Origin of the sequence: Nonomuraea pusilla (assembly GCF_900109355.1) — a bacterium.
Lineage (GTDB): Bacteria > Actinomycetota > Actinomycetes > Streptosporangiales > Streptosporangiaceae > Nonomuraea > Nonomuraea pusilla.
In genome coordinates this window covers 1-24,917 of sequence record NZ_FOBF01000035.1, presented here as the reverse complement: position 1 = coordinate 24,917, position 24,917 = coordinate 1, and the positions used below count along the sequence as shown (strand labels likewise).

16 protein-coding genes and 1 pseudogene are annotated in these 24,917 nt (G+C 74.6%); 10 read left to right on the top strand and 7 right to left on the bottom strand.

What is annotated here, in order from left to right; genetic code table 11:
* Positions 1-9: 9 nt before the first annotated feature.
* Together BMX74_RS40945 and BMX74_RS40940 are read right to left on the bottom strand one after the other, a co-directional pair.
* Positions 10-3,036 (bottom strand): FAD-binding and (Fe-S)-binding domain-containing protein, encoded by a 3,027-nt coding sequence (locus BMX74_RS40945; RefSeq protein ID WP_091105843.1) that lies wholly within the window; start codon positions 3,034-3,036, stop codon positions 10-12.
* 5 nt (positions 3,037-3,041) lie between these two features.
* Positions 3,042-4,808 carry a thiamine pyrophosphate-dependent enzyme gene (locus BMX74_RS40940; protein ID WP_091105822.1) on the bottom strand — a complete coding sequence of 589 codons (1,767 nt, stop codon included), beginning with the start codon at positions 4,806-4,808 and terminating at the stop codon, positions 3,042-3,044.
* Positions 4,809-4,902: 94 nt separating this feature from the next.
* Here BMX74_RS40940 and BMX74_RS40935 point away from each other — a divergent pair, with 94 nt between their 5' ends.
* A complete protein-coding gene (locus tag BMX74_RS40935; RefSeq protein WP_055501487.1) occupies positions 4,903-6,000 on the top strand; it encodes an enolase C-terminal domain-like protein in 1,098 nt (365 codons plus the stop codon).
* 37 nt (positions 6,001-6,037) lie between these two features.
* Positions 6,038-7,822 (top strand): glycoside hydrolase family 15 protein, encoded by a 1,785-nt coding sequence (locus BMX74_RS40930; protein WP_091105820.1) that lies wholly within the window; start codon positions 6,038-6,040, stop codon positions 7,820-7,822.
* A gap of 20 nt (positions 7,823-7,842) precedes the next feature.
* Here BMX74_RS40930 and BMX74_RS40925 read toward each other — a convergent pair whose 3' ends face one another.
* Positions 7,843-8,457 (bottom strand): TetR/AcrR family transcriptional regulator, encoded by a 615-nt coding sequence (locus BMX74_RS40925; RefSeq protein ID WP_055501489.1) that lies wholly within the window; start codon positions 8,455-8,457, stop codon positions 7,843-7,845.
* 135 nt (positions 8,458-8,592) lie between these two features.
* On the opposite strand from BMX74_RS40925, the gene BMX74_RS40920 reads away from it, so the two are divergent.
* Positions 8,593-9,390, top strand: a complete 798-nt coding sequence (locus tag BMX74_RS40920; RefSeq protein WP_091105819.1) for an SDR family NAD(P)-dependent oxidoreductase — start codon at positions 8,593-8,595, stop codon at positions 9,388-9,390.
* Here BMX74_RS40920 and BMX74_RS40915 read toward each other — a convergent pair.
* The gene (locus tag BMX74_RS40915; protein ID WP_055501491.1) at positions 9,350-10,114 is read right to left on the bottom strand and encodes an HAD family hydrolase; all 765 of its coding nucleotides are present in this window, start codon (positions 10,112-10,114) and stop codon (positions 9,350-9,352) included. The two genes, BMX74_RS40920 and BMX74_RS40915, sit on opposite strands and share 41 nt — an antisense overlap.
* Before the next feature lie 178 nt (positions 10,115-10,292).
* Between BMX74_RS40915 and BMX74_RS40910 the strand changes: the two genes are divergently transcribed.
* The gene (locus BMX74_RS40910; protein ID WP_218154240.1) at positions 10,293-11,846 is read left to right on the top strand and encodes a bifunctional aminoglycoside phosphotransferase/ATP-binding protein; all 1,554 of its coding nucleotides are present in this window, start codon (positions 10,293-10,295) and stop codon (positions 11,844-11,846) included.
* Between the two features lie 104 nt (positions 11,847-11,950).
* Here BMX74_RS40910 and BMX74_RS40905 read toward each other — a convergent pair whose 3' ends face one another.
* Entirely contained in the window at positions 11,951-13,339 is a 1,389-nt protein-coding gene (locus tag BMX74_RS40905; RefSeq protein WP_177227709.1) for a serine hydrolase, read from the bottom strand.
* 187 nt (positions 13,340-13,526) lie between these two features.
* Here BMX74_RS40905 and BMX74_RS40900 point away from each other — a divergent pair, with 187 nt between their 5' ends.
* From BMX74_RS40900 to BMX74_RS44665, 4 genes are all read left to right on the top strand, one after another.
* A complete protein-coding gene (locus tag BMX74_RS40900; RefSeq protein WP_091105816.1) occupies positions 13,527-15,323 on the top strand; it encodes a sensor histidine kinase in 1,797 nt (598 codons plus the stop codon).
* Positions 15,316-16,017 (top strand): response regulator transcription factor, encoded by a 702-nt coding sequence (locus BMX74_RS40895; protein WP_091105814.1) that lies wholly within the window; start codon positions 15,316-15,318, stop codon positions 16,015-16,017. Before BMX74_RS40900 ends, BMX74_RS40895 begins: the two co-directional genes overlap by 8 nt.
* A 130-nt stretch (positions 16,018-16,147) precedes the next feature.
* Entirely contained in the window at positions 16,148-16,588 is a 441-nt protein-coding gene (locus BMX74_RS40890; RefSeq protein ID WP_143078948.1) for a hypothetical protein, read from the top strand.
* 300 nt (positions 16,589-16,888) lie between these two features.
* Positions 16,889-17,500, top strand: coding sequence for a hypothetical protein (locus BMX74_RS44665; RefSeq protein ID WP_055501496.1), 612 nt, complete (start codon positions 16,889-16,891; stop codon positions 17,498-17,500).
* A 76-nt stretch (positions 17,501-17,576) separates the two neighbouring features.
* On the opposite strand, the gene BMX74_RS40880 is transcribed toward BMX74_RS44665, so the two are convergent.
* On the bottom strand, positions 17,577-18,170 hold the full coding sequence (locus BMX74_RS40880; RefSeq protein WP_055501497.1) for an Rv1733c family protein: 594 nt from the start codon (positions 18,168-18,170) through the stop codon (positions 17,577-17,579).
* Positions 18,171-18,292: 122 nt separating this feature from the next.
* Positions 18,293-21,226 carry a glycoside hydrolase family 3 protein gene (locus BMX74_RS46195; RefSeq protein WP_256257600.1) on the bottom strand — a complete coding sequence of 978 codons (2,934 nt, stop codon included), beginning with the start codon at positions 21,224-21,226 and terminating at the stop codon, positions 18,293-18,295.
* A 575-nt stretch (positions 21,227-21,801) separates the two neighbouring features.
* Between BMX74_RS46195 and BMX74_RS43590 the strand changes: the two genes are divergently transcribed.
* Entirely contained in the window at positions 21,802-23,343 is a 1,542-nt protein-coding gene (locus BMX74_RS43590) for a DEAD/DEAH box helicase family protein (protein ID WP_143078946.1), read from the top strand.
* 504 nt (positions 23,344-23,847) lie between these two features.
* Positions 23,848-24,917: pseudogene (locus tag BMX74_RS40860) on the top strand (DNA-directed RNA polymerase subunit beta); the annotation flags it as partial.

Genomic DNA, 24,917 nt, shown 5'->3' with positions numbered 1-24,917 from the left:
GGGCGGTGCTCACCCCGCGTGCGTCCAGGTCCGCGGTCGGGACGCGGTCCCCGCCGACGTGGTCAGGCGTTGGGGCTCGCGGGTGTGGCCCGGGAGGTGCTCCGGGTCGTCCAGGAGGCCGTGGCGGGCGGCGGCGAGGAGTTCGGCCAGGTGCAGGGCCCGCCGCCCCGCCGCGTGCTCGATCTGGGTCCTGCAGCTGAAGCCGTCGGCGAGCACGAGCGTGTCCGGCCCGGCCGCGCGCAGCGCGGGCAGCAGCTCGTGCTCGGCGCAGGCCAGCGACACGTCCAGGTGACCGGCGGTGAAGCCGAAGTCGCCCGCGAGGCCGCAGCAGCCGCCGACGGCCCGCAGCCGGACGCCGGCGGCGGTCAGCAGGTCGCGGTCGGTGTCGTAGCCGAGCACGGCGTGCTGGTGGCAGTGCGGCTGCGCCACGGCGTCCGCGGCGACGAGCGGCGGGTCCCAGCCGGTCGTCGCGGCCAGCAGCTCGGCCAGGGTGGTGGTCTGCTCGGCGAGCCGCTTGGCGTCCCGGTCGTGCGGCAGGACGTCGCGCGCGTCGTCGCGGAAGACGGCCGCGCAGCTCGGTTCGAGCACGAGGACGGGCGTGCCGCTGCGCAGGTGGGGCGCGAGCACGCGCAGCGTGCGGCGCAGCACCCGGCGCGCGACCCCGAGCTGCCCGGTGGAGATCCAGGTCAGGCCGCAGCAGAGCGTCGAGGGCGGGACGACGACCCGGTAGCCGGCGTCCTCCAGCACCTCGACGGCCGCCGCCGCGATGCGCGGCGCCAGGTTGTCGGTGAACGTGTCGGGCCACAGCAGCACCTCGCCCCGCTCGCCGCCGCCGCGCGGCCCCCGCCTGCGGTAGGAGTCGCTGAACCGTACGGGCGCGAAACGCGGCAGGGGCCGCGCAGGCTCGACGCCGCCGAGCCGTTTGAGCGCGTCGGAGACGACGGGCGCGTGCGCGAGCAGGTTGACCGCGCCGGGCGCGAGCGCGGCGAGCCTCGCCCACACCGGCAGCCACCCCATGCTGTAGTGCGCGGCGGGCCGCACCCTGCCGGCGTAGTGGTGGGCGAGGAACTCCGCCTTGTACGTCGCCATGTCCACGCTCATCGGGCAGTCGTGCTTGCAGCCCTTGCAGGCCAGGCACAGATCGAGCGCGTCGCGCACGGCCGGTGAGCGCCAGCCCCCGGTGACGGGCGAGTCGTCGTGCCCGTTCAGCATCTCGAACAGCAGCCTGGCCCGGCCGCGCGTGGAGTGCTCCTCCTCGCCGGTCGCCCGGTAGGACGGGCACATGACGCCGCCGGTGTGGCTGCGGCACTGGCCGACGCCGACGCACCGCATCACGGCCCGCTGGAAGCTGCCCTCGTCCTGCGGGTAGCCGAAGCGGACCTCGGGCTCGTCGGGCGTCCACCCGGGCCCGAGCCGCAGGTTCGACGTGATCGGGTACGGCGACACGATCTTGCCGGGGTTCATCCGGTCGTCCGGGTCGAAGACGGCCTTGACCTGGCGGAAGGCGTCCATCACCTCGGGGCCGAACATGGCGGGCAGCAGCTCGGCCCTGGACTGCCCGTCGCCGTGCTCGCCGCTGAGCGAGCCGCCGTAGGAGACGACCAGCTCGCAGGCGCGGTCGAGGAAGGAGCGGAAGGCGGCCACCCCTTCTGCGGTGACCAGGTCGAACGGGATGCGCGTGTGCACGCAGCCCTGGCCGAAGTGGCCGTAGAGGGCAGCGTCGTCGTAGCCGTACTGGTGGAACAGGCGGCGCAGGTCGCGCAGGTAGCCGCCGAGCCGTTCCGGCGGGACGGCGGAGTCCTCCCAGCCCTCCCACGTCTCCCGCATGCCGGGGACGCGGGCGGTGGCGCCGAGCCCGGACTCGCGCAGCTCCCACAGCTCCTTCTCCACCTTGGAGTCGTCGATGAACGCCATGTGGGGCTCGTGCTCGCCGCCGCGCAGGTCGTCCATGAGGGCGTGGGCGCGCCGGTCGGCCTCCTCCTGCGTGTCGCCGGGGAAGGACACCATGAGCCAGCCGCCACCCTCGGGCAGCTGGGCCAGCGCCTCGGGGTGCATGTGCTTGCGGCGCTCGTAGCCGACGAGCTTGTCGTCCACGCCTTCGAGCTGGAGCGGGCGGTGGGCGGCGATGCGCGGCACGGCGTCGGCGGCGGCCACGATGTCGTGGTAGCCGAGCATGAGCAGCGTCTCGGCCTTCGGCACGGGCACGAGGCCGAGTTCGGCGCGCAGCACGACGACGAGCGTCCCCTCGCTGCCGACGAGCGCCCTGGCCAGGTCGAACGGGCCGCCGGGCAGGAGCTGGTCGATGTTGTAGCCGGAGACGCGGCGCGGGATGTCGGGGAAGCGGCGCCGGATCTCCTCGGCGTGGCCCGCGACGATGCCGCGCAGCGCCCGGTGGATCTCGGCCGGCCGGCCGCCCTCGGCGTCGAGGAGCCGCCACTCCTCCTCGCCGGTGGGCCCCACCCACATGCGGGTGCCGTCGTACGTCAGGATCTCCAGCCGCCGCACGTTGTCGGCCGTCTTGCCGTACAGCTGGGCGGTGGAGCCGCACGAGTTGTTGCCGATCATGCCGCCGAGCGTGCACTGCGCGTGCGTCGAGGGCCGCGGCCCGAACATCAGGCCGGTGGCCGCGAGCCGGCGGTTGAGCTCGTCCAGGACGATGCCGGGTTCGACGACGCAGGCGCCGGCCTGCTCGTCCACCGACACCAGCCGGTTGCAGTACTTCGACCAGTCGATGACGACGGCGGTGTTGCAGGTCTGCCCGGCCAGGCTGGTGCCGCCGCCGCGCGAGGTGACGGGGGCGCGGTGCTCGCGGCACACCGCCACCGCCTCGGCGGCGGCGTCCACGGTGCGCGGCACGACGACGCCGAGCGGCACCTGACGGTAGTTGGACCCGTCGGTGGAGTACGCGCCGCGGCTGCCCGGGTCGAAGCGGACCTCCCCGTCCACCCGGGCGGCCAGGTCGCGTTCGAGGTCGCGCACCCGGACGTACGGCTCCGCGCGGCGCGGGGGCGCGGGCCGCGAGACGACGTGCCCCATGCGGATCACCTGCCCAACTTCGAGATCTTGTCCTTGAACAGGGTGGTGGCGATCGACACCCGGTGCGGCTGCCCCTTCATGAACGCCTCGGCGAACTTCTTCGCCTGCTCGTACGACACCTTGCCCGGCATGGGCGGCTCGTTCGGGTTGACGTCCACGTCCACCAGGGCGGGCCCGTCGTGGGCGAGCGCCTGCGCGACGGCCTCGGCGACGTCGGCCGGGTCGTCCACCTTGCGGCCGTAGCCGCCGCAGGAGCGGGCCCAGGCGGAGAAGTCGGAGGCGGGACGGCCGAAGCGCACCCCGTGCTCGGGGTACCCGAGCACCATCTGCTCCCACAGGATCTGCCCCAGCGAGTTGTTGTTGTTGATCACGACCTTGATCGGCAGGCCGTGCTGGGCGGCCGTGAGGAACTCGGCCATCAGCATCGAGAACCCGCCGTCGCCGACGTAGGCGATGACCTGCCGCCCCGGGAAGGCGTGCTGCATGGCGACCGCGTACGGCAGGCCGGGCGCCATCGTGGCGAGGTTGCCCGACAGGTAGAACCCGCGCTCCCCCCTGATCGTCCAGTGCCGGGCGGCCCAGGTGGCGATCGTGCCGGAGTCGCAGGTGAGGATCGCGTCGTCGGACGCGGCCCGGTCGATGCAGGAGATCACGTACTGGGGGGCGACGGGCCGCCGGTCGGCCGTCTCCAGCGCGTGCATCTCGGAGCGCCACCGCCGCATCGCCTCGGCATACGCCGCCAGGTGCGAGCGGTCGTCGTTGTGCTTGAGCAGCGGCAGCAGCGCCGCCAGCCCCTCCTTGACGTCGCCGATCATCGGCACCTCGGTGGGCAGCCGCACGCCCGCCCTGGTCGGGTCGGCCTCGATCTGCACCACGCGCGCCTGCCCGGGGCTCGGCAGGTGCTTGGTGTAGGGGAAGTTGGTGCCCGCCATGAGGAGCGTGTCGCACTCCTCCATGAGGTCCTCGCCGGGCCGGGTGCCGAGCAGGCCGATGCCGCCGACCGCGAACGGGGAGTCGTCCGGGATGACCGCCTTGCCGGGCAGCGTCTTGACGACGGGCGCGCCGAGCGCCTCGGCGACGGCCAGCACCTCGGCGCGCGCGTGCAGCGCGCCCGCACCGACCAGGACGGCCGGCTTGGACGCGGAGTTCAGCACGTCGGCGGCCGCGTGCAGGTCCTCCTCGCGGGGCACGCCGGGAGGGCTCAGGTAGATGGGGGCCGTCGCCGGCGGGCGGGCGGGCGCGACGTGCTGGTACGGGTCGGCGTCGGCGGGCGCCACCTGCACGTCGTTGGGCATGGTCAGGTGGGCGACGCCGCGTCGGGCGTACGCCGTGCGGATCGCGATGTCGACGACGCCGGGCAGCTGCGCCGGGTTGTCGATGAGCAGGTTGTACTCGGTGACGTCGTCGTAGAGCCGCTCCAGGTGCACTTCCTGCTGGTAGCCGGTGCCGAGGACGCTCGTCTCCTGCATGCCCGTGATGGCGAGCACCGGCTGGTGGTCGAGCTTGGCGTCGTACAGGCCGTTGAGCAGGTGGATGCCGCCAGGGCCCGACGTGGCGAGGCAGACGCCGAGCCGGCCGGTGGCCTTGGCGTGCGCGGTGGCCATGAAGGCAGCCGCCTCCTCGTGGTGGACGAGCACGAAGCGCACCTTGTCCTGGTGTCGGCGCAGGCCCTCCATGATCCCGTTGATGCCGTCTCCTGGCAGGCCGTAGACCGTGTCGACGCCCCAGGCGGCCAGCCGTTCTATGAGCACTTCAGCGGCGATGTCCGTCATACCTGCCGCCATGCCCGTGACCGCCGCGATAAACATGGGCGGCCGTTTGGGCGGGGCGCAGCGGGTAGGACTCTCCGGCGAGGAGCCGGGAGCCATGGAGATCGTCGACCGTGTCGAAGCCGCCGCCTACCGGGTGCCCACGGAGGTGCCCGAGGCCGACGGGACGCTGGCCTGGGACGCGACCACGCTCGTCGTGGCCACGGTCGCGGCGGGCGGGGTCACGGGCACCGGCTGGACGTACGCCCCGGCCGCCGCGGCCGGCGTCGTGCGCGACGTCCTCGCCGGGGTGGTGACGGGCACGCCCGCCGCGGACGTCCCCGCCGCGGCGGCGGCGATGGCCCGTCAGGTGCGCAACGCCGGACGGCCGGGCGTCGCCGGGTACGCGCTGTCCGCCGTGGACGTCGCCCTCTGGGACCTCAAGGCGAAGCTGTTCGGCGTGCCGCTGACCCGGCTGTTCGGCGCGGCGCTCGACCGCGTCCCCCTGTACGGCTCAGGCGGCTTCACCACCTACGACGACGACAGGACCGTCGCCCAGCTCACCCGCTGGGTGCACGAGCAGGGCATCGGCCGCGTCAAGATCAAGATCGGCGAGTCGGACGGCGCCAGGCCGGAACGCGACCTGCACCGCGTCGCCCTGGCCAGGAAGGTCATCGGCGAGGACGCCGAGCTGTACGTGGACGCCAACGGCGGCTACGGCGCGGGGCAGGCCGTCCGCCAGGCCGAGCGGATGCGCGAGCACGACGTGCGCTGGTTCGAGGAGCCGGTCTCCTCGGACGACCTGCCGGGGCTGCGCCTGGTCCGCGAACGCGTCCGGCCGGACGTGGCGGCCGGCGAGTACGGCTGCGACGCCGGGTACTTCGCCCGCATGTGCGCCGCGGGGGCCGTGGACTGCCTGCAGATCGACGCGACCCGCTGCGGCGGCTACACCGGCTGGTTCGCCGGGGCCGCCGTCGCCGCCGGGCACCACCTGCAGGTGTCGGCGCACTGCGCGCCCAACCTGCACCTGCCCGCCGCCGCCGCGACCCCCCACCTGCGGCACATCGAGTGGTTCCACGACCACCAGCGGATCGAGGGCGAGCTGTTCGACGGCGCCGCCGACCCGGCAGGGGGCTCGGCCCGGCCGCGCGACGACGTCCCCGGACACGGCCTGACCCTGCGCGCCGCCGCCGCCGAACCGTACCGCGTGGCCTAGCGACGCCTGGCCGCGCCCGCCCCTCCAGGAGGTGAGCATGCGCATCGAGGACTACGCGCTGATCGGCGACATGCAGACAGCGGCGCTCGTCGGCCGCGACGGCTCCGTCGACTGGCTGTGCCTGCCGCGCTTCGACTCGCCCGCCTGCTTCGCCGCCCTGCTCGACGCGCCTGAGGCGGGCCGCTGGCTGCTGGCGCCCGCCGGGGGAGGGGCGTGCACGTCCCGCCGCTACCGCCCCGACACGCTCATCCTGGAGACCGTCTGGGAGCGCGACGGCGGCGCGGTGCGCGTCCTCGACCTCATGCCGCCGCGCGGCGAGGCGCCGGACGTGGTGCGGATCGTCCAGGGCCTGCGCGGGCGCGTCGAGATGCGCACCGAGCTGCTGCTGCGCTTCGGGTACGGCCACGACGTCCCCTGGCTGCGCCACGACGGCGGCGAGCTCGCCGCGATCGCCGGGCCCGACGCCGCCTGGCTGCGCACCCCCGTCGAGCTGCGGCCCGACGAGGACGCCCACCGCACCACCGGCGCCTTCACCGTCACGGAGGGCGAGGAGGTGCCGTTCGTCCTGACCTGGCAGCAGTCCTGGCTGCCGCGCCCCGCGCCGGTCGACGCCCGCGCCTCGCTGAAGGACGCCGAGCGGGCCTGGAAGGACTGGATGCGCCGCTGCCGCTACGGCGGCGGCTACGCCGACGCCGTCCGCACCAGCCTCGTCACGCTCAAGGCGCTGACGTACGCGCCGACCGGCGGCCTCGTCGCCGCCGCCACCACGTCGCTGCCCGAGGACCTCGGCGGCTCACGCAACTGGGACTACCGCTACTGCTGGCTGCGCGACGCCAGCTTCACCCTGCAGGCGCTGATGTCCGCCGGGTACGACGCCGAGGCCCGCGCCTGGCGTGACTGGCTGCTGCGCGCCGCCGCCGGGCACCCCGCCGACCTGCAGATCATGTACACGGTCGAGGGGGCGCGCCGCATCCCCGAGTGGACGGCGGACTGGCTGTCCGGCTACGAGGACTCGCCCCCGGTCAGGGTCGGCAACGCCGCCACCGGCCAGCTCCAGCTCGACGTCTACGGCGAGACCCTCGACTGCCTGCACCTGGCGCGCCGCTGCGGCCTGGCCGTGGACGAGGAGGCGTGGGACCTGCAGAACGGCCTCATGAGCTACCTGGAGGGCGCCTGGCGCAGCCCCGACAACGGGCTGTGGGAGACGCGCGGGCCGCGCAGGAACTTCGTCCACTCGAAGGTGCTGGCCTGGGTGGCGGCCGACCGCATGATCCAGGCGGTGGAGACGCTGTCGCTGGAGGGCCCGGCCGACCGCTGGCGCGCGCTGCGCGACGAGATCCACGACGACGTCTGCGCCCACGGCTACGACCAGGACCGCAACACCTTCACCCAGTACTACGGCTCCGCCGGGCTCGACGCGTCGCTGCTGCTCATCCCGCGCCTGGGCTTCCTCCCGGCGGGCGACCCGCGCGTGAAGGGCACCGTCGAGGCGGTCCGCCGCGAACTCGTCGAGGACGGCCTCGTCCTGCGTTACCGGCCGGAGAAGGAGCGCGTGGACGGCCTGCCGGGGCGCGAGGGCACCTTCCTCGCCTGCTCGTTCTGGCTGGCCGACGCGCTGGCGATGGAGGGCCGCGAGGACGAGGCGCGCGAGCTGTTCGAGCGCCTGCTGTCGCTGCGCAACGACGTGGGACTGCTGGCGGAGGAGTACGACACGTCGAGGAGCCGCCAGGTCGGCAACTTCCCCCAGGCGTTCAGCCACGTGTCGGTGGTCAACACCGCGGGCGCGCTCGCCGGCCGCCACCCCGGCACCCGCACCCCCTGACCGGGCCCCTGGCCGTGCCGTCAGCTCCGCGACGGTTCGCCTGCCGCGGCGCGCAGGTGCTCGATGCCGGTGTCGAGCGCCGCCCTGAGGTGGGCCGAGTCGCCCGTGGACATCATGATGGCCACGCCGCCCTGGATGCCGGCCAGCAGCGCGGCGGCGGTCCTGTCCACGTCGAGGGCCGGCGACACCAGGCCGTTCGCCTGGAGGGCGCGCATGCCGCGGGCGAGTTCCCGCTGCCACTGGCTCATCAGCTCGGTCACGATCGCCCGTGCGCCGGGGCTGGACCGCCCGACCTGCAGGAAGAGCGATCCCAAGGGGCAGTGCTCGCCCTGCCGTTCGTAGCGTTCGACCACCGCGTCCCGCCACTGGCGCCAGGACTCCCACGAGTCCAGCCGCCCCAGGTGCGGCTGCTGGTCCTGCAGGACGCGGTCCGCCTCGAACCGGGCCACCGCCAGCAGCAGTTCGTCCTTGCCGCCGGGGAAGTAGTGGAAGAGCTGGCTCTTGCTCGTGCCGGTGCGGCCGCGGACGTCGTCGAGCGTGGTGAAGGCGACACCCTGCTCGCGCAGCACCTCGGCCGCCCCCTCGACGATGCGGGCCCGCGTGGCGCGGCCCTTCGCGGTCGGCGCGTCGGGCATGCGGCTCCCCTTCCACACCGTATGGACTGACTGGTCCACTTTATCGGCCGCTGGACCCTCCTAGGTTTGGACTTGCCGGTCCATTTTCTGCGGCGCACAGTTGACCGCACACCGCGAGGCAGAGGAGATCACGTCATGAGCGAGCGGCTGCGTGGAAAGACGGCACTGGTCACCGGATCGACCGGCAACATCGGGAAGGCGATCGCCGAGGCGTTCGCCGCCGAGGGGGCCCACGTCGTCGTGTCCGGCCGCAACCGGGAACGGGGCGAACAGGTGGTCGAAGGGATCCGCGCGTCAGGCGGCCGGGCCGACTTCCTGGTGGCCGACCTCGACGGCGGCGCGGACGCCTCCCGGGACCTCGCCGACCGGGCCCGCGAGACCCTGGGCGGACGGATCGACATCCTGGTGAACAACGCCGGCGTCTACCCCGCCCCCGGCACCGCCGCCACCGACGAGAAGACGTTCGACCAGGTCTACGGAGTGAACGTGAAAGCCCCCTTCTTCCTCACCGCCGCCGTCGTCCCCGGCATGACGGAGTCCGGCGGCGGCGTGATCGTCAACCTGGGCTCGTGGATCGCGCGCCTGGGCGTTCCTCTCGGCGCGCTCTACAGCTCCACCAAGGGGGCCATGGAGACGCTCACCCGGGCGTGGGCCGCCGAGTTCGGACCGATGGGCGTGCGGGTGAACGCCGTCTCGCCGGGGGTGATCCTGCCCCCGGCGCCGGAAGGCGGCGAGCCGCACCCGGGCGAGATCATGATGAAGGGCACCCCGGCGGGCGGCGTCGGCACGCCGGACGCGATCGCGCACGCGGTCGTCTGGCTGGCCAGCGACGAAGCGGCCTTCGTCCACGGCACCGTGGTGGACGTCGACGGGGGCAGGACGGGCGTCGCCGTCATCGCGCAGCCCGTGCCGCCAGCGGGACCTGCCCGCTGACCTGGACGGCGGCCAGGTCCGGCACCACGTGATCGGCGGGCGGCGGCGGCCCGGCGTGCTCCCGCCCGGGCGAGCGCACCGCCACCACCAGCCCGAAGTGCCCCGCGCGGGCGGCCCGCAGCGCGGGCTCCGTCTCCGCCACCACGGCCGTCTCGTGCGGGGCCGTCCCCAGCCGCCCGGCGGCCTCCGCCAGCATCGCCGGGTCGGGCATCGCGGGCAGCCCGGCGGACGCCGCGTCCACGCCGTCCACGCGCGCGTCCACCAGCCTGGCCAGGCCCGCCCGCGCCAGCACCTCGGCGCAGTTGCGGCTCGGCGAGACCGCGCCCACCCGGGCGCCGTGGCGGCGCAGGTCGCGCAGCAGCACCACCGCCGCCGGGAAGGGCGCCACCCCGTAGTGCCTGATCTCGGCGAGGAACAGCCCCTCCTTCAGGCAGGCGAGACCGGCCAGGACGTTCCCGCCCTCCTCGCCCGCGGGCAGGCGGACGCCCCTGGAGGCCAGGAAGTCGCGGGCCCCGTCGAGCCTCGGCTTGCCGTCCACGTACCGCAGGTAGTCCTCCCGGACGTCGAACGGCCGCCACGGCTCGCCCGTCTCGGCGGCCCGGCGGCGCAGGTACGCGTCCATGACGCGCTTCCACACGGCCGCGTGCACGCGCGCCGTGTCGGTGATCACTCCGTCGGTCTCGAAGAGCACCGCGGCGATGCGGCGCAGGTCGATCACGGCCATGTCAGCCCCCCGGGGTCGTGGTGCCCAGCTCCGATGGTGCGCCGGGGCGGCGTCCTGGGTAAGGGCCGAACGACCCTGGTCGCAGGGCCGTTCGTCGCCCACCGAGGGGGAAGGGCGAGGCCCTTCGCCCCTGGCGCGGCGACGCCGCCCGATCTGCACTGGTAAGGGGAGGTGGCCCATGCCGACCACGATGAAGGAGACGCACGCGGCCGTGGTGTTCCTGTACGGCGACCGCGCGTACAAGGTGAAGAAGCCCGTCGCCCTCGGCTTCCTCGACTTCACGACGCTGCGCGCCCGCCTCGCGGCCTGCGAGCGCGAGGTGGAGCTGAACCGCAGGCTCGCACCCGACGTGTACGAGGGCGTGGCCACCGTCGTCGGCCCCGGCGGCGAGGCCTGCGAGCACATGGTGGTCATGCGGCGCATGCCGGACGAGCGGCGGCTCGCCCACCTCGTCCGCACCGGCAAGCCCGTCGAGGAGCACCTGCGCGCCATCGCCAGGCAGCTCGCCGGGCTGCACGCCAAGGGCCGCCACGGCCCGGACGTCGACCGCGAGGGCGGGCTGGAGGCGCTGCGCTCCCGCTGGACCGCCGGCTTCGCCCAGGTGCGCGGCCTGCCCGCCGCCCCCGTCGAGCCCGCAACGCTGGACGAGATCGAGCGGCTCACGCTGCGCTTCCTCGACGGCAGGGCGCCCCTGTTCGGCTCGCGCGTCGCCGAGGGCCGCGTCGTCGACGGGCACGGCGACCTGCTGGCCGAGGACGTCTTCTGCCTCGACGACGGGCCGCGGATCCTCGACTGCCTGGAGTTCGACGACCGGCTGCGGTTCGTCGACGGCCTCGACGACGCCGCGTTCCTCGCCATGGACCTGGAACGGCTCGGCGCGCCCCGGCTCGCGGACCTGTTCCTCAGCTGGTACGTCGAGTTCTCCGGCGACCCCGCGCCGCCCGCGCTGTGGCACCACTACGTCGCCTACCGGGCGTTCGTCCGCGCCAAGGTGGCCTGCCTGCGCCACTGGCAGGGCGGCGCCGAGGCTGGCGGCGGTTCCGGCGGTTCCGGCGGTTCCGCGGCCCGCGAGGCGCGCGACCTGGCCGAGCTCGCGCTGCGCCACCTGCGCGCCGGCGAGGTGACGCTCACGCTGGTGGGCGGCGCGCCGGCCACCGGCAAGTCCACGCTGGGCGGCGCGCTCGCCGACCGGCTCGGTCACACGCTGCTACGCAGCGACCGCGTCCGCAAGGAACTGGCCGGGATCGACCCGGCCCGCGCCGCCGCCGCGCCCTACCTGGAGGGGATCTACCGGCCTGAGCACACCGAGCGCACCTACGCCGAGCTGCTGGCCCGCGCCGACCGGCTGCTCGGCATGGGGGAGTCCGTCATCCTGGACGCGTCCTGGCTCGACCCCCGGCAGCGGGCAGCGGCGGGCGAGACGGCCCGCCGCACCTCCGCCAGGCTGGTGACGCTGCGGTGCGCGGTCGTGCCGCAGGTCGCCGCGGAGCGGCTGGCCGAGCGCGCGGCGGGGCGGCCGGCCGGGGGCGCCGCGGAGCCGTCCGACGCCGACGCGGCCATCGCGCGGGCCATGACGTCCGAGCCCTGGGCGCGGGAGCCCTGGCCGGACGCCGTCGAGATCGACACCGGCGTGCCGCAGGAGCAGTCGCTGCGGCGCGCGCTGGCGGCCGTCCACCCGCCGGAGCGGGAGGTGTCCTGGCGCTTCCGCCGCCCCAGCATCGAGCCCGACTGACGCCGAGCGGGACTCCGGGGGCGCGTGCTCGCTCAGCCCTTCGCGGGCCGCCCCGGCCTGCTCGCTCAACCCTTCGCGGGCCGCCCCGGGAGACGCCTGCTCGCTCAGCCCTTCGCGAGCAGCGCGAAGGAGCCGCGGACCAGCGACAGCAGCTCGCCGCCCGCCTTCGCCTCGTCGTAGGCGCGGCCCGGGTCGGACGTCAGCGCGGTGACGACGTACGTCTTGCCCGCGGCCGAGCGGGCGAGGAAGCTCATCGTCAGCAGGCCCACCTCGGAGCCGCCCTTGTACCAGGTCGCCGTCCAGGTCTTCCCGTCCAGGCCGAGCCCCGCGTCGTTGGCGGACATCACCCTGCCGAGCTCCTCGCCGCCCACCCTGGACAGCCGGGCGAAGGCGCGGCACACGTCCTCGGGCGAGCCGAACCACTCCACGGTGCCGACGTGCCGGGGTTCGCTCCAGTCCTTCAGCCCGTCGAGGGACAGCGCCGCGACCGTCTTCTCCAGGTAGCTCCGCCGCTGCCGCTCGCCCTTCAGCGCGGCGTACGCGTCGGCCAGCTCCGGGTAGCGCGCCGCCTTCAGCAGCACGAACTCGCGCGTCGTCAGGAACGGCACGTTCAGCTCGCCGTGTCCGGACCACCTGAGCACCTGCGACTCCACGGCGCGCCGGTCGACCGTGTCCATGAGGAGGTCCGTGGCGGCGTTGTCGCTGATGGAGATCATCAGCTTGGCCGCCTCGCGCACCGTCACCTTGCTGCCCACCGGCCTCTGGTAGAGCTCGCCCGGCGGGATGAGCACCTTCGACGTGAGCGTGAGCGGCGTGTCCCAGGTCAGCCGGCCCCGGCGGATCTGCTCGGCGACGGCGCCGAGGACGTACAGCTTGAAGATCGAGCCGAGGGGCCGGGGCGCGGTGGGCGCCACGGCGTGCACGGGACGGCAGGCGCCGTCGCCGGTGACCTCGGCCGCCAGGAAGCCGACGTCCGGGGCGACGGCGCGCAGCCGCCTGTCCACCTCGTCCCACGTGGCCGGGGCGGGCGCGGCCGACGGCTGGTCGGCCTGTGACAGCCGGAGCACGTTGATCTTCCCGTCCGCGTCGACGCCCAGGGCGAGCCGCAGCGACTGGCCGCCCGCCCGCACCTGGGCGGTGAGCGCGGCCGGCGTCGACTCCGTCACCCGCTCCAGCCGCAGACCGGCGAGCTGTCCGAGCAGCTCGTTCAGCTTGGCCGGCGGGACGTCGGCGAGGAAGTCCGCGCTCAGGTGCGCGGTCAGGTCGGCGTCGGCGACGGGCGGCTTCGCGGCGGCGTCCAGGAACCACCGCAGCTGCCTGCCCGCCTGCGTGCCTGGCACGCCCGCCACCCCGGCGGGCGCGGCCGTGCCCGATGCCGTGCCCGACGGCGTGCCCGACGACTCCCCGGGGTCCGGCCGCGAGCAGGCCGTCAGGGTGAGGGCCACGGCCAGGAACGGGATCAGGACGCGCGTCGATCTCGACGGCAGATGCACCAGAACTCCTCGGAGGACTCGGAAGCGATCACGGAGGCCAGTCACGCTAGGCGGCGCGTCGTGGCCGCCGGTAGCCGGCGATCCTCCGTCCTCCCGGGTGCGGAATACTGCATCGAATGTGCGGACAACCTCATGGACGCCGTGGTCCGCGCTCGATCAGGATGCTCCCCATGAGTGGGGGCTCTCCATGAGCGGGACACGGGCGGCGCGGCCGCTGGCGGCGGGCGCGGCGCTCACGGCCGCCGCCGCGACCGTCGCAGGGGCGGTGCTGGAGACCGGCCTGCCTCTGCCGACGTCGCAGTGGGCGTTCATCTCGGTGAGCCTGATCCTGCCCGCCGTCGGCTGGCTGCTGGCGGTGCGCCGCCCGCGCAACGCCTACGGCTGGCTGCTGCTGGCCGTCGCCCTGTGCGTGGCGCTCGGCGGCCTCGGCATCGCCCTGCTGCCGTTCCTCGGGGAGGAACAGTCCGTCGCGCCCGCCTCCGTGCCCGCCTCCGTGCTGGCCTCCGTGCTGGCCTCCGTGCTGACCTCGCTGATGAGCGTCTCCTACGGGCTGTCCTGGGTGTTCGTCCCGCTGCTGTTCCCCGAGGGCCGGCTGCCGTCGCCGCGCTGGCGTCCCGTCGCCGTGGCCGCCGCCGTCGCCATCGGCGTGGAGTGGACCGGCGTGCTCCTGCACCCCGGCCGCGTGCACCAGGACGTGCCGCTGGACAACCCCCTCGCGCCGCCCGGCGAGTGGCCGCGCCTGGCCGCCGCGCTGGCCGGAGGCGTCGGCGAGCTCGCGGTCTTCCTCCTCGCCCTCGTCGTGCTGGGCGGCCTCGTCATACGGCTGCGGCGGCCGGGGCCGCGCGGCCCGCTCGCCTGGATCGTCGCCGGCACCGCCGCCGCCCTGGCCGGCTACGCCCTGCTCACCGTCTACGGCTTCAGCCACAGCCCGGTGCCCGCGCAGTGGATCGGCGGGCTGACGGTGACCGGCGCCCTGCCCGCCGCCATCGGCGTGGCCGTGGTCCGCCACAACCTGTTCGACCTGCGGGTGGGGGTGCGCGGCTCGCTGCTGTACCTCGTCTTCGACGCCCGCCCCAGCGTGGGCGACCTGCTGACCGAGCTGGGCGCGTCCCTGGAGGAGGTGGAGCCCGTCGAGCAGCTGGGCCGGCTCGCCGACGCCGTACGCGCCGGGCTGGACGCGCGGTGGGCCGCCGTCGAGCTGGCCGACGGCACGCGGGTGGTCGCCGGCGAGGAGAGCGGCCCGGCCGCGCTCAGCGTCCCGGCCGGCATGGGGCGGATCAGCTGCGGCCCGAAGGTCGCCGGGCGCGTCACCAGGGAGGACCAGCGGCTGCTCGCCGCGCTCGCCGTCCCCGTGGGGCTGGCGATCCAGAGCGCCGCGCTCGCGGCCCGGCTGGTCAACGCCCAGGAGGCGGAGCGGCGGCGCATCGAGCGCAACATCCACGACGGCGTCCAGCAGCAGCTCGTCGCCCTGATCGCGGGGCTGGAGCTGGCGAGGGCCACCGGCGGCGGCGCGAGCGCCCTCGCCCTGCTGCGGGAGCAGGCCCGCCAGGCGCTCGCCGACCTGCGGGAACTCGCCGCGGGCATCCATCCGTCGGTCCTGGAGCAGGGCGGGCTGGTGGAGGCGGTGGAGGAACGCTGCGCCGGGCTGCCGGTGCCGACCACGGTGACCGCCGACCCCGGCCTGCGCACCCGGAGGTTCTCCGACGAGATCGAGGGAGCGATGTACTTCACGGTGAGCGAGGCGATCGCCAACGCGCTCAAGCACGCGGGGGCGTCCAGGATCGAGGTGCGGCTCTCCCAGGACGGGGGCCGGCTCCGCGTGTCCGTCACCGACGACGGGTCCGGCTTCGACGAGCGGGGCGTGGCCCGGCGCGGCCTCGGCACGCTCGCGGACCGGATGGCGGCGCTGGGCGGAGGGTTCGAGCTGCGGACCGCCCCGGGCGAGGGCGCCACCGTGCGGGCCTGGGTGAGCGCCCATGCCTGAGCCGGGACCCGGCGGAGAGGACGCCGCCCGCCGCCTGCGCGCCGTCGTGGCCGACGACCACTACCTCGTCCGTGAGGGCACCCGCCAGCTGCTGGAGAGCTCAGGCGAGGTCGCCGTCGCCGGGACGGTCGGCACCCCGGCCGAGCTGGTCGACGCGGTCAGGCGGCTCGCCCCCGACGTGGTCGTGACCGACATCCGCATGCCCGGCGAGGGATGGCGGCCCGGGTTCGAGGGCATCGACGCCGCCCACCGCATCCGGCAGGAGCACCCCGGGGTCGGGGTGGTCGTGCTGTCGCAGTTCGCCGACTCGCTGTACGCGTTCGAGCTGTTCAGGCAGGGGACCGAGGGCTTCGCGTACCTGCTGAAGGACCGCGTGGGCGACCTCGGCGAGCTGCTCGGGGCGATCAGGTCGGTCGCGAGGGGCGGCTCCGTGATCGACGCGAAGGTGGTGGAGGGGCTGCTCGCCCGCCGCGCCGTACGAGGAGAGCAGGAGGCGCTGACGCCGCGCGAGCGCGACGTGCTGCGTGAGATGGCGTTCGGCCGCTCCAACGGGGGCATCGCCAGGTCGCTCGCCCTGTCGGTGTCCGCCGTGGAGAAGAACGTGAACTCCATCTTCCTCAAGCTCGGCCTGGAGAGCAGCCCCGACACCCACCGCCGCGTCGCGGCGGTCCTCGCCTACCTCGGCGCGTCGTGACGCACGGCGAGGGCGTCACCCCTGTTCCGAGGGGCCGGTCCCGCCCCCGGAGCCGGGAAGGCCGCCCGCCAGGTCTCGTCCTCGGGTCCCGCCTGAGAACCAACCCGCGAAACTGATCATCACACCACGCATGAGGTCGTTCCAACGAGCGAGCGCGTGGCTTGCCGCGTTCGTCATGGGCCTGCCCGCGCTGGGGCTGGTCGCGGTGATCGTCGCGTTACGGGGGCGGTCGTGGGGGTATTTCGCGCTGCCGTACCTGGGGCTGTTCATGCTGGCCTACCTCGCGGGCCTGATCCTGCTCGCCCTGCTGCGCTTCGGCCCGGACCGGCTGCGCGCGCTGGTGGCGGCGGTGGCCGTGTACGCGATCACGCCGTTCACACCGCTGACCGGCCCGCTGGTCCGGTATCCGTACCACGTGGTCAGATGCGGCGACCTGCCCGTCGTCGCCTCCCGCTTCAGCGGGAGCTACAGCGTCCCCGGCGACGAGTACTACTCCGTGACGCCGTTCGACGACGGGTTCTTCTGCGAGGAGAAGGAGGCCGAGGCCGCTCGCTACCACCGCTTCGTCTGACCGGGCGACGTCCGGGGAGATCGCGTCGCCGTCCCGCGATCCGCGGAGCCTCACGCCTGCCGGCCTCCAGGCCGTGGCGGGACGAGCGGGCGGCGGGCGAGGTGTCCGGGCCGGTCCCGGCTTGCCGATCGTTTGCGGTCACTGGGGCGAAGCTCTACGTGCCAGTCCCGGCCGCGGGACCGCCCCGAGGTGAGAATGATCGCGGTCGCCACCATGATCGCCGGCCGGTCATGAGCGGGCCCGCGTCCACGCGGCCCGGCGGCCACCCGTCAGCCTCGACACCATCAGGGGGAGCCCAGCATGTTCGCCACGTGCCGCAGAGCCGTCAGCAGGAACGCGTACTCTCTCAGCCTCGGCCTCGCCGCGCTCGCGCTCGGCGGTGCGGCAATGACGCCCGCCTCCGTGTCCGCCTCCGTGTCCGCACCCGTTGCGGGCTCCGCCGCCCCCGCCCAGGCCGTCGCCTGGCCGTGGCCCCAGCCCTCGGACATCGCCTACCTGCCCGGCTACCTCGACCTCCAGGCCGCCCCCAGCGGGGCCTGGCGCGACAGCAGGCTGGAGGTCACACTGCCGCGGGCCGGCACGTACGCGCTCGACCTCGACGTCCGCTCGCGGCTGTCGGGGCTCACGCCGGTCAACTCGTTCATCGTGGCGCGGCTCTGGAACGTCACCGACGGCACGTCGGTGCCGGACAGCGAGCGGCTGCTCAACCAGATCATCGACCTGGGCGGCACCGGCGGCAGGCTCATCGGTCAGAACACGACCGTGCCGATCAGCGAACGCATCACGGTGAAGGAGCCGACGACGATCCGCCTGCAGGCCCGGCGCGACAACACGGCCGGCGCGTCGAACACCGCGGGGATCATCTCCGACCTGCAGGGCCGGACGTCCTTCCGCTACGTACGGATCTCCTGACCCGAGCCGCAGAGGAGCGCCGCAGCAGGGCGGTGTCGCGGGCCGGTCCCGTGGCGCCGCCCTCCGCGCTGTCCGGCTACGCCTGGCGGCGCCTGCGCCAGCGGGCGTCGGCGCGCCTCCAGTCCGCCTCCCACTCGCGGTAGCGGACGCGGTCCACGGCCGACCGGAACCCGGCGAACACCCCCAGCGTCAGCGCGACGGCCCCCGACAGCACCAGCACGCCCGTCGCGGCGCCGCGCAGCACCGCCTCCACCTCGTCAGGGGGCGAGGCGACGGGCCTGCCCCGCTCGTTCACCCAGATCGGCACCAGCGTCCCGGCCTTCGACAGCGGCGGCACCCGCGCCTCGCCGGTCCTCGTCGTGCCGGAGGGGTCGGTCCAGCGGACCGGCGCCCGCAGGTCGGACACCGGCGCGTCCCCGTAGGCGACGGGAGCGGCGGGCACGTCCCGCAGCACCGTCGCCTGCACCTGGCGGTCGTGGGCCGCGGCGTACACGGCGCGGTCGTGGGCCGCCCGCCCGGCGAGGACCGCGGGCAGGACGCTGAGCAGGATCACGAGCATGACGGCCAGGACGGCGGCGGACTCGATCCGGTCGGTGCGGCGGCGCAGCGGATTGCGGTCGAGCCGGTACCTGCGCACACAGGACTTCACCACGGTGACGAAGCTCTCCATTCGCGGCACCTCCCTCCTTCCTCACACACTGCGCCGAACGCGCCCGAGTATGCAGTGCCGTAGGCACCGGTCCGCAGGGACCTTCGGCCCTGCCCGGCAGGCCCAAAGACCCGCCTGCCGGACTACCGCGTTCCGGCGGCTGATCCGGCGTCCACCGTGACGTCCCGGCTGAGCCGCAGGTCACGGGACGACGCCCCCACCAGCACGGTCCGCCGCCCCGCCGCGACCACCCAGCCGCGCCCCGCCGCCCAGTACTCCAGCGCCCGCCGCGCCACGGCCAGCGTCACCCTGCGGCGCTCGCCCGGCTCCAGCCGCACCCTGGCGAACGCGGCCAGCCGGCGCGGCGGCATCGGCACGGGCGGGTCAGGGGGAGCGGACAGGTAGACCTGCGCCACCTCGTAGCCGGCCCTGCGGCCGGCGTTGGCGAGGGTGAAGGACACGGCGAGGCCGTCACCGGAACGGCGCACCGACAGGCCGGAGTAGGCGAACCGGGTGTAGGACAGGCCGTGCCCGAAGGGGAAGAGCGGCTCGATCCCGTGGGCGTCGTAGTGGCGGTAGCCGACGAGGACGCCCTCCCCGTACACCGCGCGGCCCCCGACCCCCGGGTAGCGTTCGGGGCTCGCGGTGGGCGCGTCGCCCGGCCGGCGGGGGAACGTGACGGGGAGCCTGCCGCCCGGGTTCTCGGCGCCGAGGAGCAGCGCGGCCGTGGCGTCGCCGCCCTCCTGCCCCGGATACCACATCTGCAGCACCGTGGGCACCTCGTCGAGCCACGGCATGAGCACGGGGCCGCCCGTGTTCAGGACGACGACGGTGCGCGGGTTCGCGGCGGCGACCGCGCGTACCAGGTCGTCCTGGTCGTGGGGGAGCGCCAGCGAGGCGCGGTCCGAGCCCTCGGTGCCCTCGTCGAAGGCGAACACGAGCGCCGTACGCGCCTCCCGGGCGAGCGCCACCGCCTCGCGCAGCGCCGCGCAGCGGGCGGAAGGCGTGACCCACGCCAGCCTGACCTGCAGCGGCGTGCCGGGGGCGCCGACCGCGGTGACGGTGATCGGCACGGGACGGCCCGCCCTGAGCCTGACCCTGGCGCCCGCGCCGAGCAGCCCGCCGGACGTCGCGACCGGGCTGCCGTTGCCGCCGAACAGCGCGCCCGCCGCGGCGATCCGCTCGCCGTCGAGGGTGAGCGTGATCGAGCCGTGGAACGCGGGCGCGCCGCCGGCGCCCTGGACACGCAGGTCGTAGTCGCCGGTCTCCGGCGCGGTGATGGCGCCCGTCCAGGTCCAGGACGTGCCAGGGGGCAGGGCGCGGGCCCCCGTGTGATCGATCGGCGCGGCCGGCCCGCCCGGTTCGCCCGGTTCACCTGGTCCGCCCGGTTCCCCGGGTTCGGCAGCTTCAGCGGATCCGGTGGGATCGCCCGGTTCGCGAGGTCCCGTGGCTTCGGCGGATCCGGTCGGCCCTGCGGTTCCCGCGCCGGGTGAACGGCGCAGCGACAGCGCCGAGGCGGGCACCGGGACGCCCTCCAGGTCGACCCCGGTGGCGTACCGGATGTCCGCGCCCTGCCCGGCCCGGCGCCGCAGCGCCCGCAACGGGCTCTCGACCCCGCCACCGAGCACGCTTCCGACCACGCCGCCGAGCGGGCTCCCGACTGCAGTGACGAGCGCAGTGCCGACCGCGCTGCCGGACGTGCTGCGGAGCGCGCTCTCGATCGTGCTCCCTGCCGCCGCCTCGGCCGCGCTGCCCGCGATCGCCTCGGCCGCGCGCCCTGCCGTCCCTTCGGCCGGGCTCGCTGCCACGCTTCCCACCGTCCCCGCCGGGCTTCCCGCTGTCCCCGTCACGCTTCCCGCTGCTGAGCTTCCGGCGGTCCCCGGCGGGCTGCCCGGCGGGCCTTCTTCGGTACGTCCAGTTCCGGCGGGGACGACGCGGGCGCTGCCGCCCCCGCCCACCAGCAGGCTCGCCGCCGTGGGGCCGATGACGGCGAGCGAGGCCAGGTCGGCGGGGCCCAGCGGCAGCACCTCATCCCGGTTGCGCAGCAGGACGGCCCCGGCCACCGCCACCTCCCTGGCCGTCCGCGCCTGCGCCGCCGGGTCGCGCCGCGGACGTGGACGCCCGCCGCCCACCAGCCCGAACCGGTCGAGCTGCCCCAGGACGCGCCGCACCGCCGCGTCCACCGCCCGCTCCGGGACGCGGCCCGCGGCGACCTCCGCCGGCAGCCGGGCGAAGTGCTCGCCCGACGGCATCTCCATGTCCAGCCCCGCGGCCAGCGCGGCGGCGGCGCTGTGAGTGGCGTGCCAGTCGGACATGACCCAGCCCTCGAACCCCCACTCACCGCGCAGGATCTCGGTCAGCAGCATGCGGTGCTCGGCGGCGTGTACGCCGTTGACGCGCGGGTACGCCGCCATGACGGCGCCCACCCCGGCCCGTACGGCGGCCTCGAACGCCGGCAGGTGGATCTCGCGCAGCGTGCGCTCGTCCACGCGGACGTCCACGGTGCGGCGGCCCGCCTCGAACTCGTTGGCGGCGTAGTGCTTCACCGTGGCGATCAGCCCCTCGCCCTGGATGCCGCGTACCTCGGCCGCGACCAGCTCGGCGGCGAGCAGCGGATCCTCGCCGAGCGTCTCGAAGTTCCTGCCCGCCTGCGGCACCCGGACGATGTTGGCCATCGGGGCCAGCAGCACGTCCATGCCGAGCGCGCGGCCCTCCCGCCCGAGCGCCGCGCCGAACCGCCGGGCCAGACCCGGGTCGAACGCGGCGGCGAGCGCCACGGGCGCGGGCAGCGCGGTGGAGGGCGCGGCCAGCCGCACCCCGGCGGGGCCGTCGGCGAGGCGCAGCTCAGGGACGCCGAGACGGGGGACACCCGGCAGGTACCCGGCCTGCCCCCTGGGGGCGGGGTCGTCGGCGCCGTACAGGAGGGAGACCTTCTCGGCGAGGGTGAGCCGCCGCAGCAGCGCGTCGACCCGGCGGCCCGCGGGCGGCAGGACGGGCGTGCGCGCGGGCGCGGCGGACGCGACACCGGCGAGCGCCGCGACGCCCCCCACGAGCGTCCCGGCGATCACCCGCACCACTTCACGACGGGACAGCGGCCGAGCGGACGCGAGGCGGCGCGGCGGAGCGGGCGGCAGGGCGGGCGGCCGTTCAGATGGCATGGCGGCTGGTAGGGCGGGCGGCCGTTCGGATGGCATGGCGGGCGGCGGGTCGGGCGGCCGTTCGGGCGGCGGGGCGGGTGGCACGGTGGGCGGCAGGGCTGATGATGGTTCGGGTGGCATGTCGGGCGGTGGGGCTGGTGATCGTGCGGGCGGCATGTCGGGCGGCGGGGGTGGTCATCGTTCGGGTGGCGGGGCGGGCGGTTCTGCCATGGGCGGCTCCTCGACGGCGTTCCTGCGCGCCCCCATCCTGTCCGCGCACCCGCCCGCCCGTCCCCGCCTTTGCGAACACCCCTGATCAGCACGCCCCCGTCTTTACCCGCACCCCTCCCGACGAGGAGCCCCGACCCCGGCGATCGTCATGGTCACGCTTCTTCGAGCCGGCTCGCGGCTCCGTGGCCGGAATCCGCTGATCTACTTTGTAAAGGCATCAGGCTGGATGCATGGAACGGAAAACCCTTCGCCGCCCCGGATGGGGCGGCGGTAGCGTTCCGCGGGTGAGCGACGCAGCCCTGCCCCTGCTCTGGCTGTACGGTCCGTCGGGCGTCGGCAAGTCGTCCGCCGGCTGGGAGGTGTTCAGGCAGCTGGCCCGCGAAGGCGTCAGGACGGCGTTCGCCGACACCGACCAGCTCGCCCTCTGCCTGCCGGAGCCGTACGGAGGCACGCACGCGCTGCGGGCCCGCAACCTCGCGGCCCTGTGGCCCGGCCTGCGCCGGGCGGGCGTGCGGTGCGTCGTGCTGACCGGCGTCGTCGGGCGGCGCGAGGAGGTGGACGCGTACACCCGCCTGCTCCCCGGCGCCCGGGTGACGCTGTGCCGCCTGCACGCGCGCCCGGACGAGCTGCGTGAACGCTTCCTCGGGCGCGGGTGGCTGCCCGATCTGATGGAGGCGGCGCTGGCCGACGCGGAGGCGCTGGAACGCGACGACTTCGCGGACGTCCGCCTGGACACGACGGGACGCACGGTCGAACAGGTGGCCGTGTCGATACGGGACCTGCTCCCGCCTGCGCCTCCCGGACGCGTGGGCGGCTTTGACGAGCCGCAGGAGCCGCACGAGCCGCAGGAGCCACACGAGCGGCACGAGCAGCAACAGCCGCACCAGCCCCAGGGGCCGCATGAGCCGGAGCCGCACGAGCCGTACGAGCCACACAGGCGGGACCGGGATGCGCTGCCGGGTGAGGGGGAGCGGGCCGGGGAGCCGCGTGAAGGGGATTCGGCTGGGCCGCCGGGCGAGGGGGTGTGGGTCGGGGTGCCGGTGCTGTGGTTCTCGGGGGCGACGGCGGTGGGCAAGTCCACCGTCGGCTACGAGGTGTTCCGCCGCCTGGCGCGGGCGGGGACGCGCGTGGCGTACGTGGACGTGCGGCAGGTCGCGGCGGTGCGTCCCGACCCTGACGGCGACCCGGGCGGCATGCTGCTGAGGGCGCGCAACCTGGCGGCTGTCTGGGCGGGCCACCGCGCGGCGGGCGCGCGCTGCCTGGTGGTGTCGGGCGAGGGCGGCGGCGACGCGGCGGTCCTCGGCTCACTGGCGGGAGCGGCCCTGACGGTGTGCCGACTGCACGCCGGGCCGGCGACGCTGGCGGGGCGCGTGGCACTGAGAGCGGCGGGCGGCGGCCCAGTGGTGCCCGGCGACGAACTCCGCGGCCTCACCCCGGACGCGGTGCGGGCGGTCGCGGCCCGAGCGGCCCAGGAGGCCGAGGCGCTGGAGAGGCTGGAGAGAGCGGCCCTGGAGCGCGTGGCGCCTGAGAGCAGGACGCCGGAGAACGGGGCCCTGGAGAGTGGGGCGCCCGAGAGCGCCGTCCCGGAGCGCGTGGCGCCTGAGAGCGGGACGCCCGAGATCGGGGTCCTGGAGAGTGGGACGCGGGAGAACGTGGTCCTGGAGTGCGGGGCTCCGGAGAGCAGGGTCCTGGAGAGTGGGGTGCCGGTGGGCGGTGGGTTTGTGAGCGTGCGCGTGGAGACCGACGGCAGGACATCGGATGAGGTGGCGGACGAGGTGATGGAACGGGCCGCCCACCGCCTACTGGCTCCACCTGCGTCCAGGTAGCGTCGGGACGCCTGATCGAAGGCGCGAGCGATGACGCGATCGCCGGCCCTCCCGCCGTCCGCGCTGCAGCCGGGGCGAGGGCGTCAGAGCAGGGTGAAGCCGGGCCATGGCGTGCGGCAGGTCGCGCAGCGTGGTCGTCCACGGCGGTGGCCGGCCGGCCGTGCCGCCCGCTGTGCCCGGTCGGCCCGTGCCCGGTCGGCCCGTGCCCGGTCGGCTCGTGCCGGGCGGCCGGAGGGCGTCGGTGGCTTTGCCGCGTCTCGCCTTGAGTGCCTGGTCCGGCGGGTCCGCCGGCTTTCCGGGCGCCCGGCTTGACGCCCGCCGCCCCGGCATGCGATCCTGATTGCGGGATCGAGGTTGACACTGTATATATGAGTGGACAGTCGTCTGCATTCTGCTCTATGCTGCCCTTCCACGCGTGCCCTCGGCATCCCGTTCCCGTGTTGGCTGTGATGTCGTCCGGCGTGCGTGCCGTCAGTCCGCCGCGAGCCCTCGGAAGGACATCTGTTGGCAGCCTCGCGCAACGCCTCCGCCGTACCCGCTGGTCCCCGTCGCGTCTCTTTTTGGCGCATCGAGGAGCCTCTCGAAGTTCCTGACCTTCTCGCCCTGCAGACCGAGTCCTTCGACTGGCTGGTCGGCAACGAGAGGTGGAAGGCCCGCGTGGAGGCGGCTCGCCAGGCCGGGCGCAAGGACGTCCCGACCCAGTCGGGCCTCGAAGAGATCTTCGAAGAGATCAGTCCCATCGAGGACTTCTCGGGGACCATGTCCTTGTCGTTCCGCGACCACCGGTTCGAGCCGCCCAAGTACTCCGTGGACGAGTGCAAAGACAAGGACATGACCTACTCCGCCCCGATGTTCGTCACGGCGGAGTTCATCAATAACACCACTGGTGAGATCAAGAGCCAGACGGTGTTCATGGGCGACTTCCCGCTCATGACGCCGAAGGGCACGTTCATCGTCAACGGCACCGAGCGTGTGGTGGTGTCCCAGTTGGTCCGCTCGCCGGGCGTGTATCTCGAACGCAGTGTCGACAAGACCTCCGACAAGGACCTGTACGGCTGCAAGGTCATCCCGTCCAGGGGCGCCTGGCTGGAGTTCGAGATCGACAAGCGCGACAGCGTCGGCGTGCGCATCGACCGCAAGCGCAAGCAGGCTGTCACGGTGCTGCTCAAGGCGCTCGGCTGGACCAACGACCAGATCCTCGAGCGGTTCGGCCAGTACGAGTCGATGCGGGCCACCCTGGAGAAGGACCACACGGCCGGCCAGGACGACGCGCTGCTGGACATCTACCGCAAGCTGCGCCCGGGCGAGCCGCCGACGAAGGAGTCGGCGCAGACCCTGCTGGAGAACCTCTACTTCAACCCCAAGCGGTACGACCTGGCCAAGGTGGGTCGCTACAAGATCAACAAGAAGCTCGGGGTCGACGCCGAGATCACGCAGGGCACGCTGACCGAGGACGACATCGTCGCCACGATCGAGTACATCGTGCGCCTGCACGCCGGCGAGGAGTCCATGCCGGGCGCGGGCCGCGAGGTCATCGTCGAGGTCGACGACATCGACCACTTCGGCAACCGCCG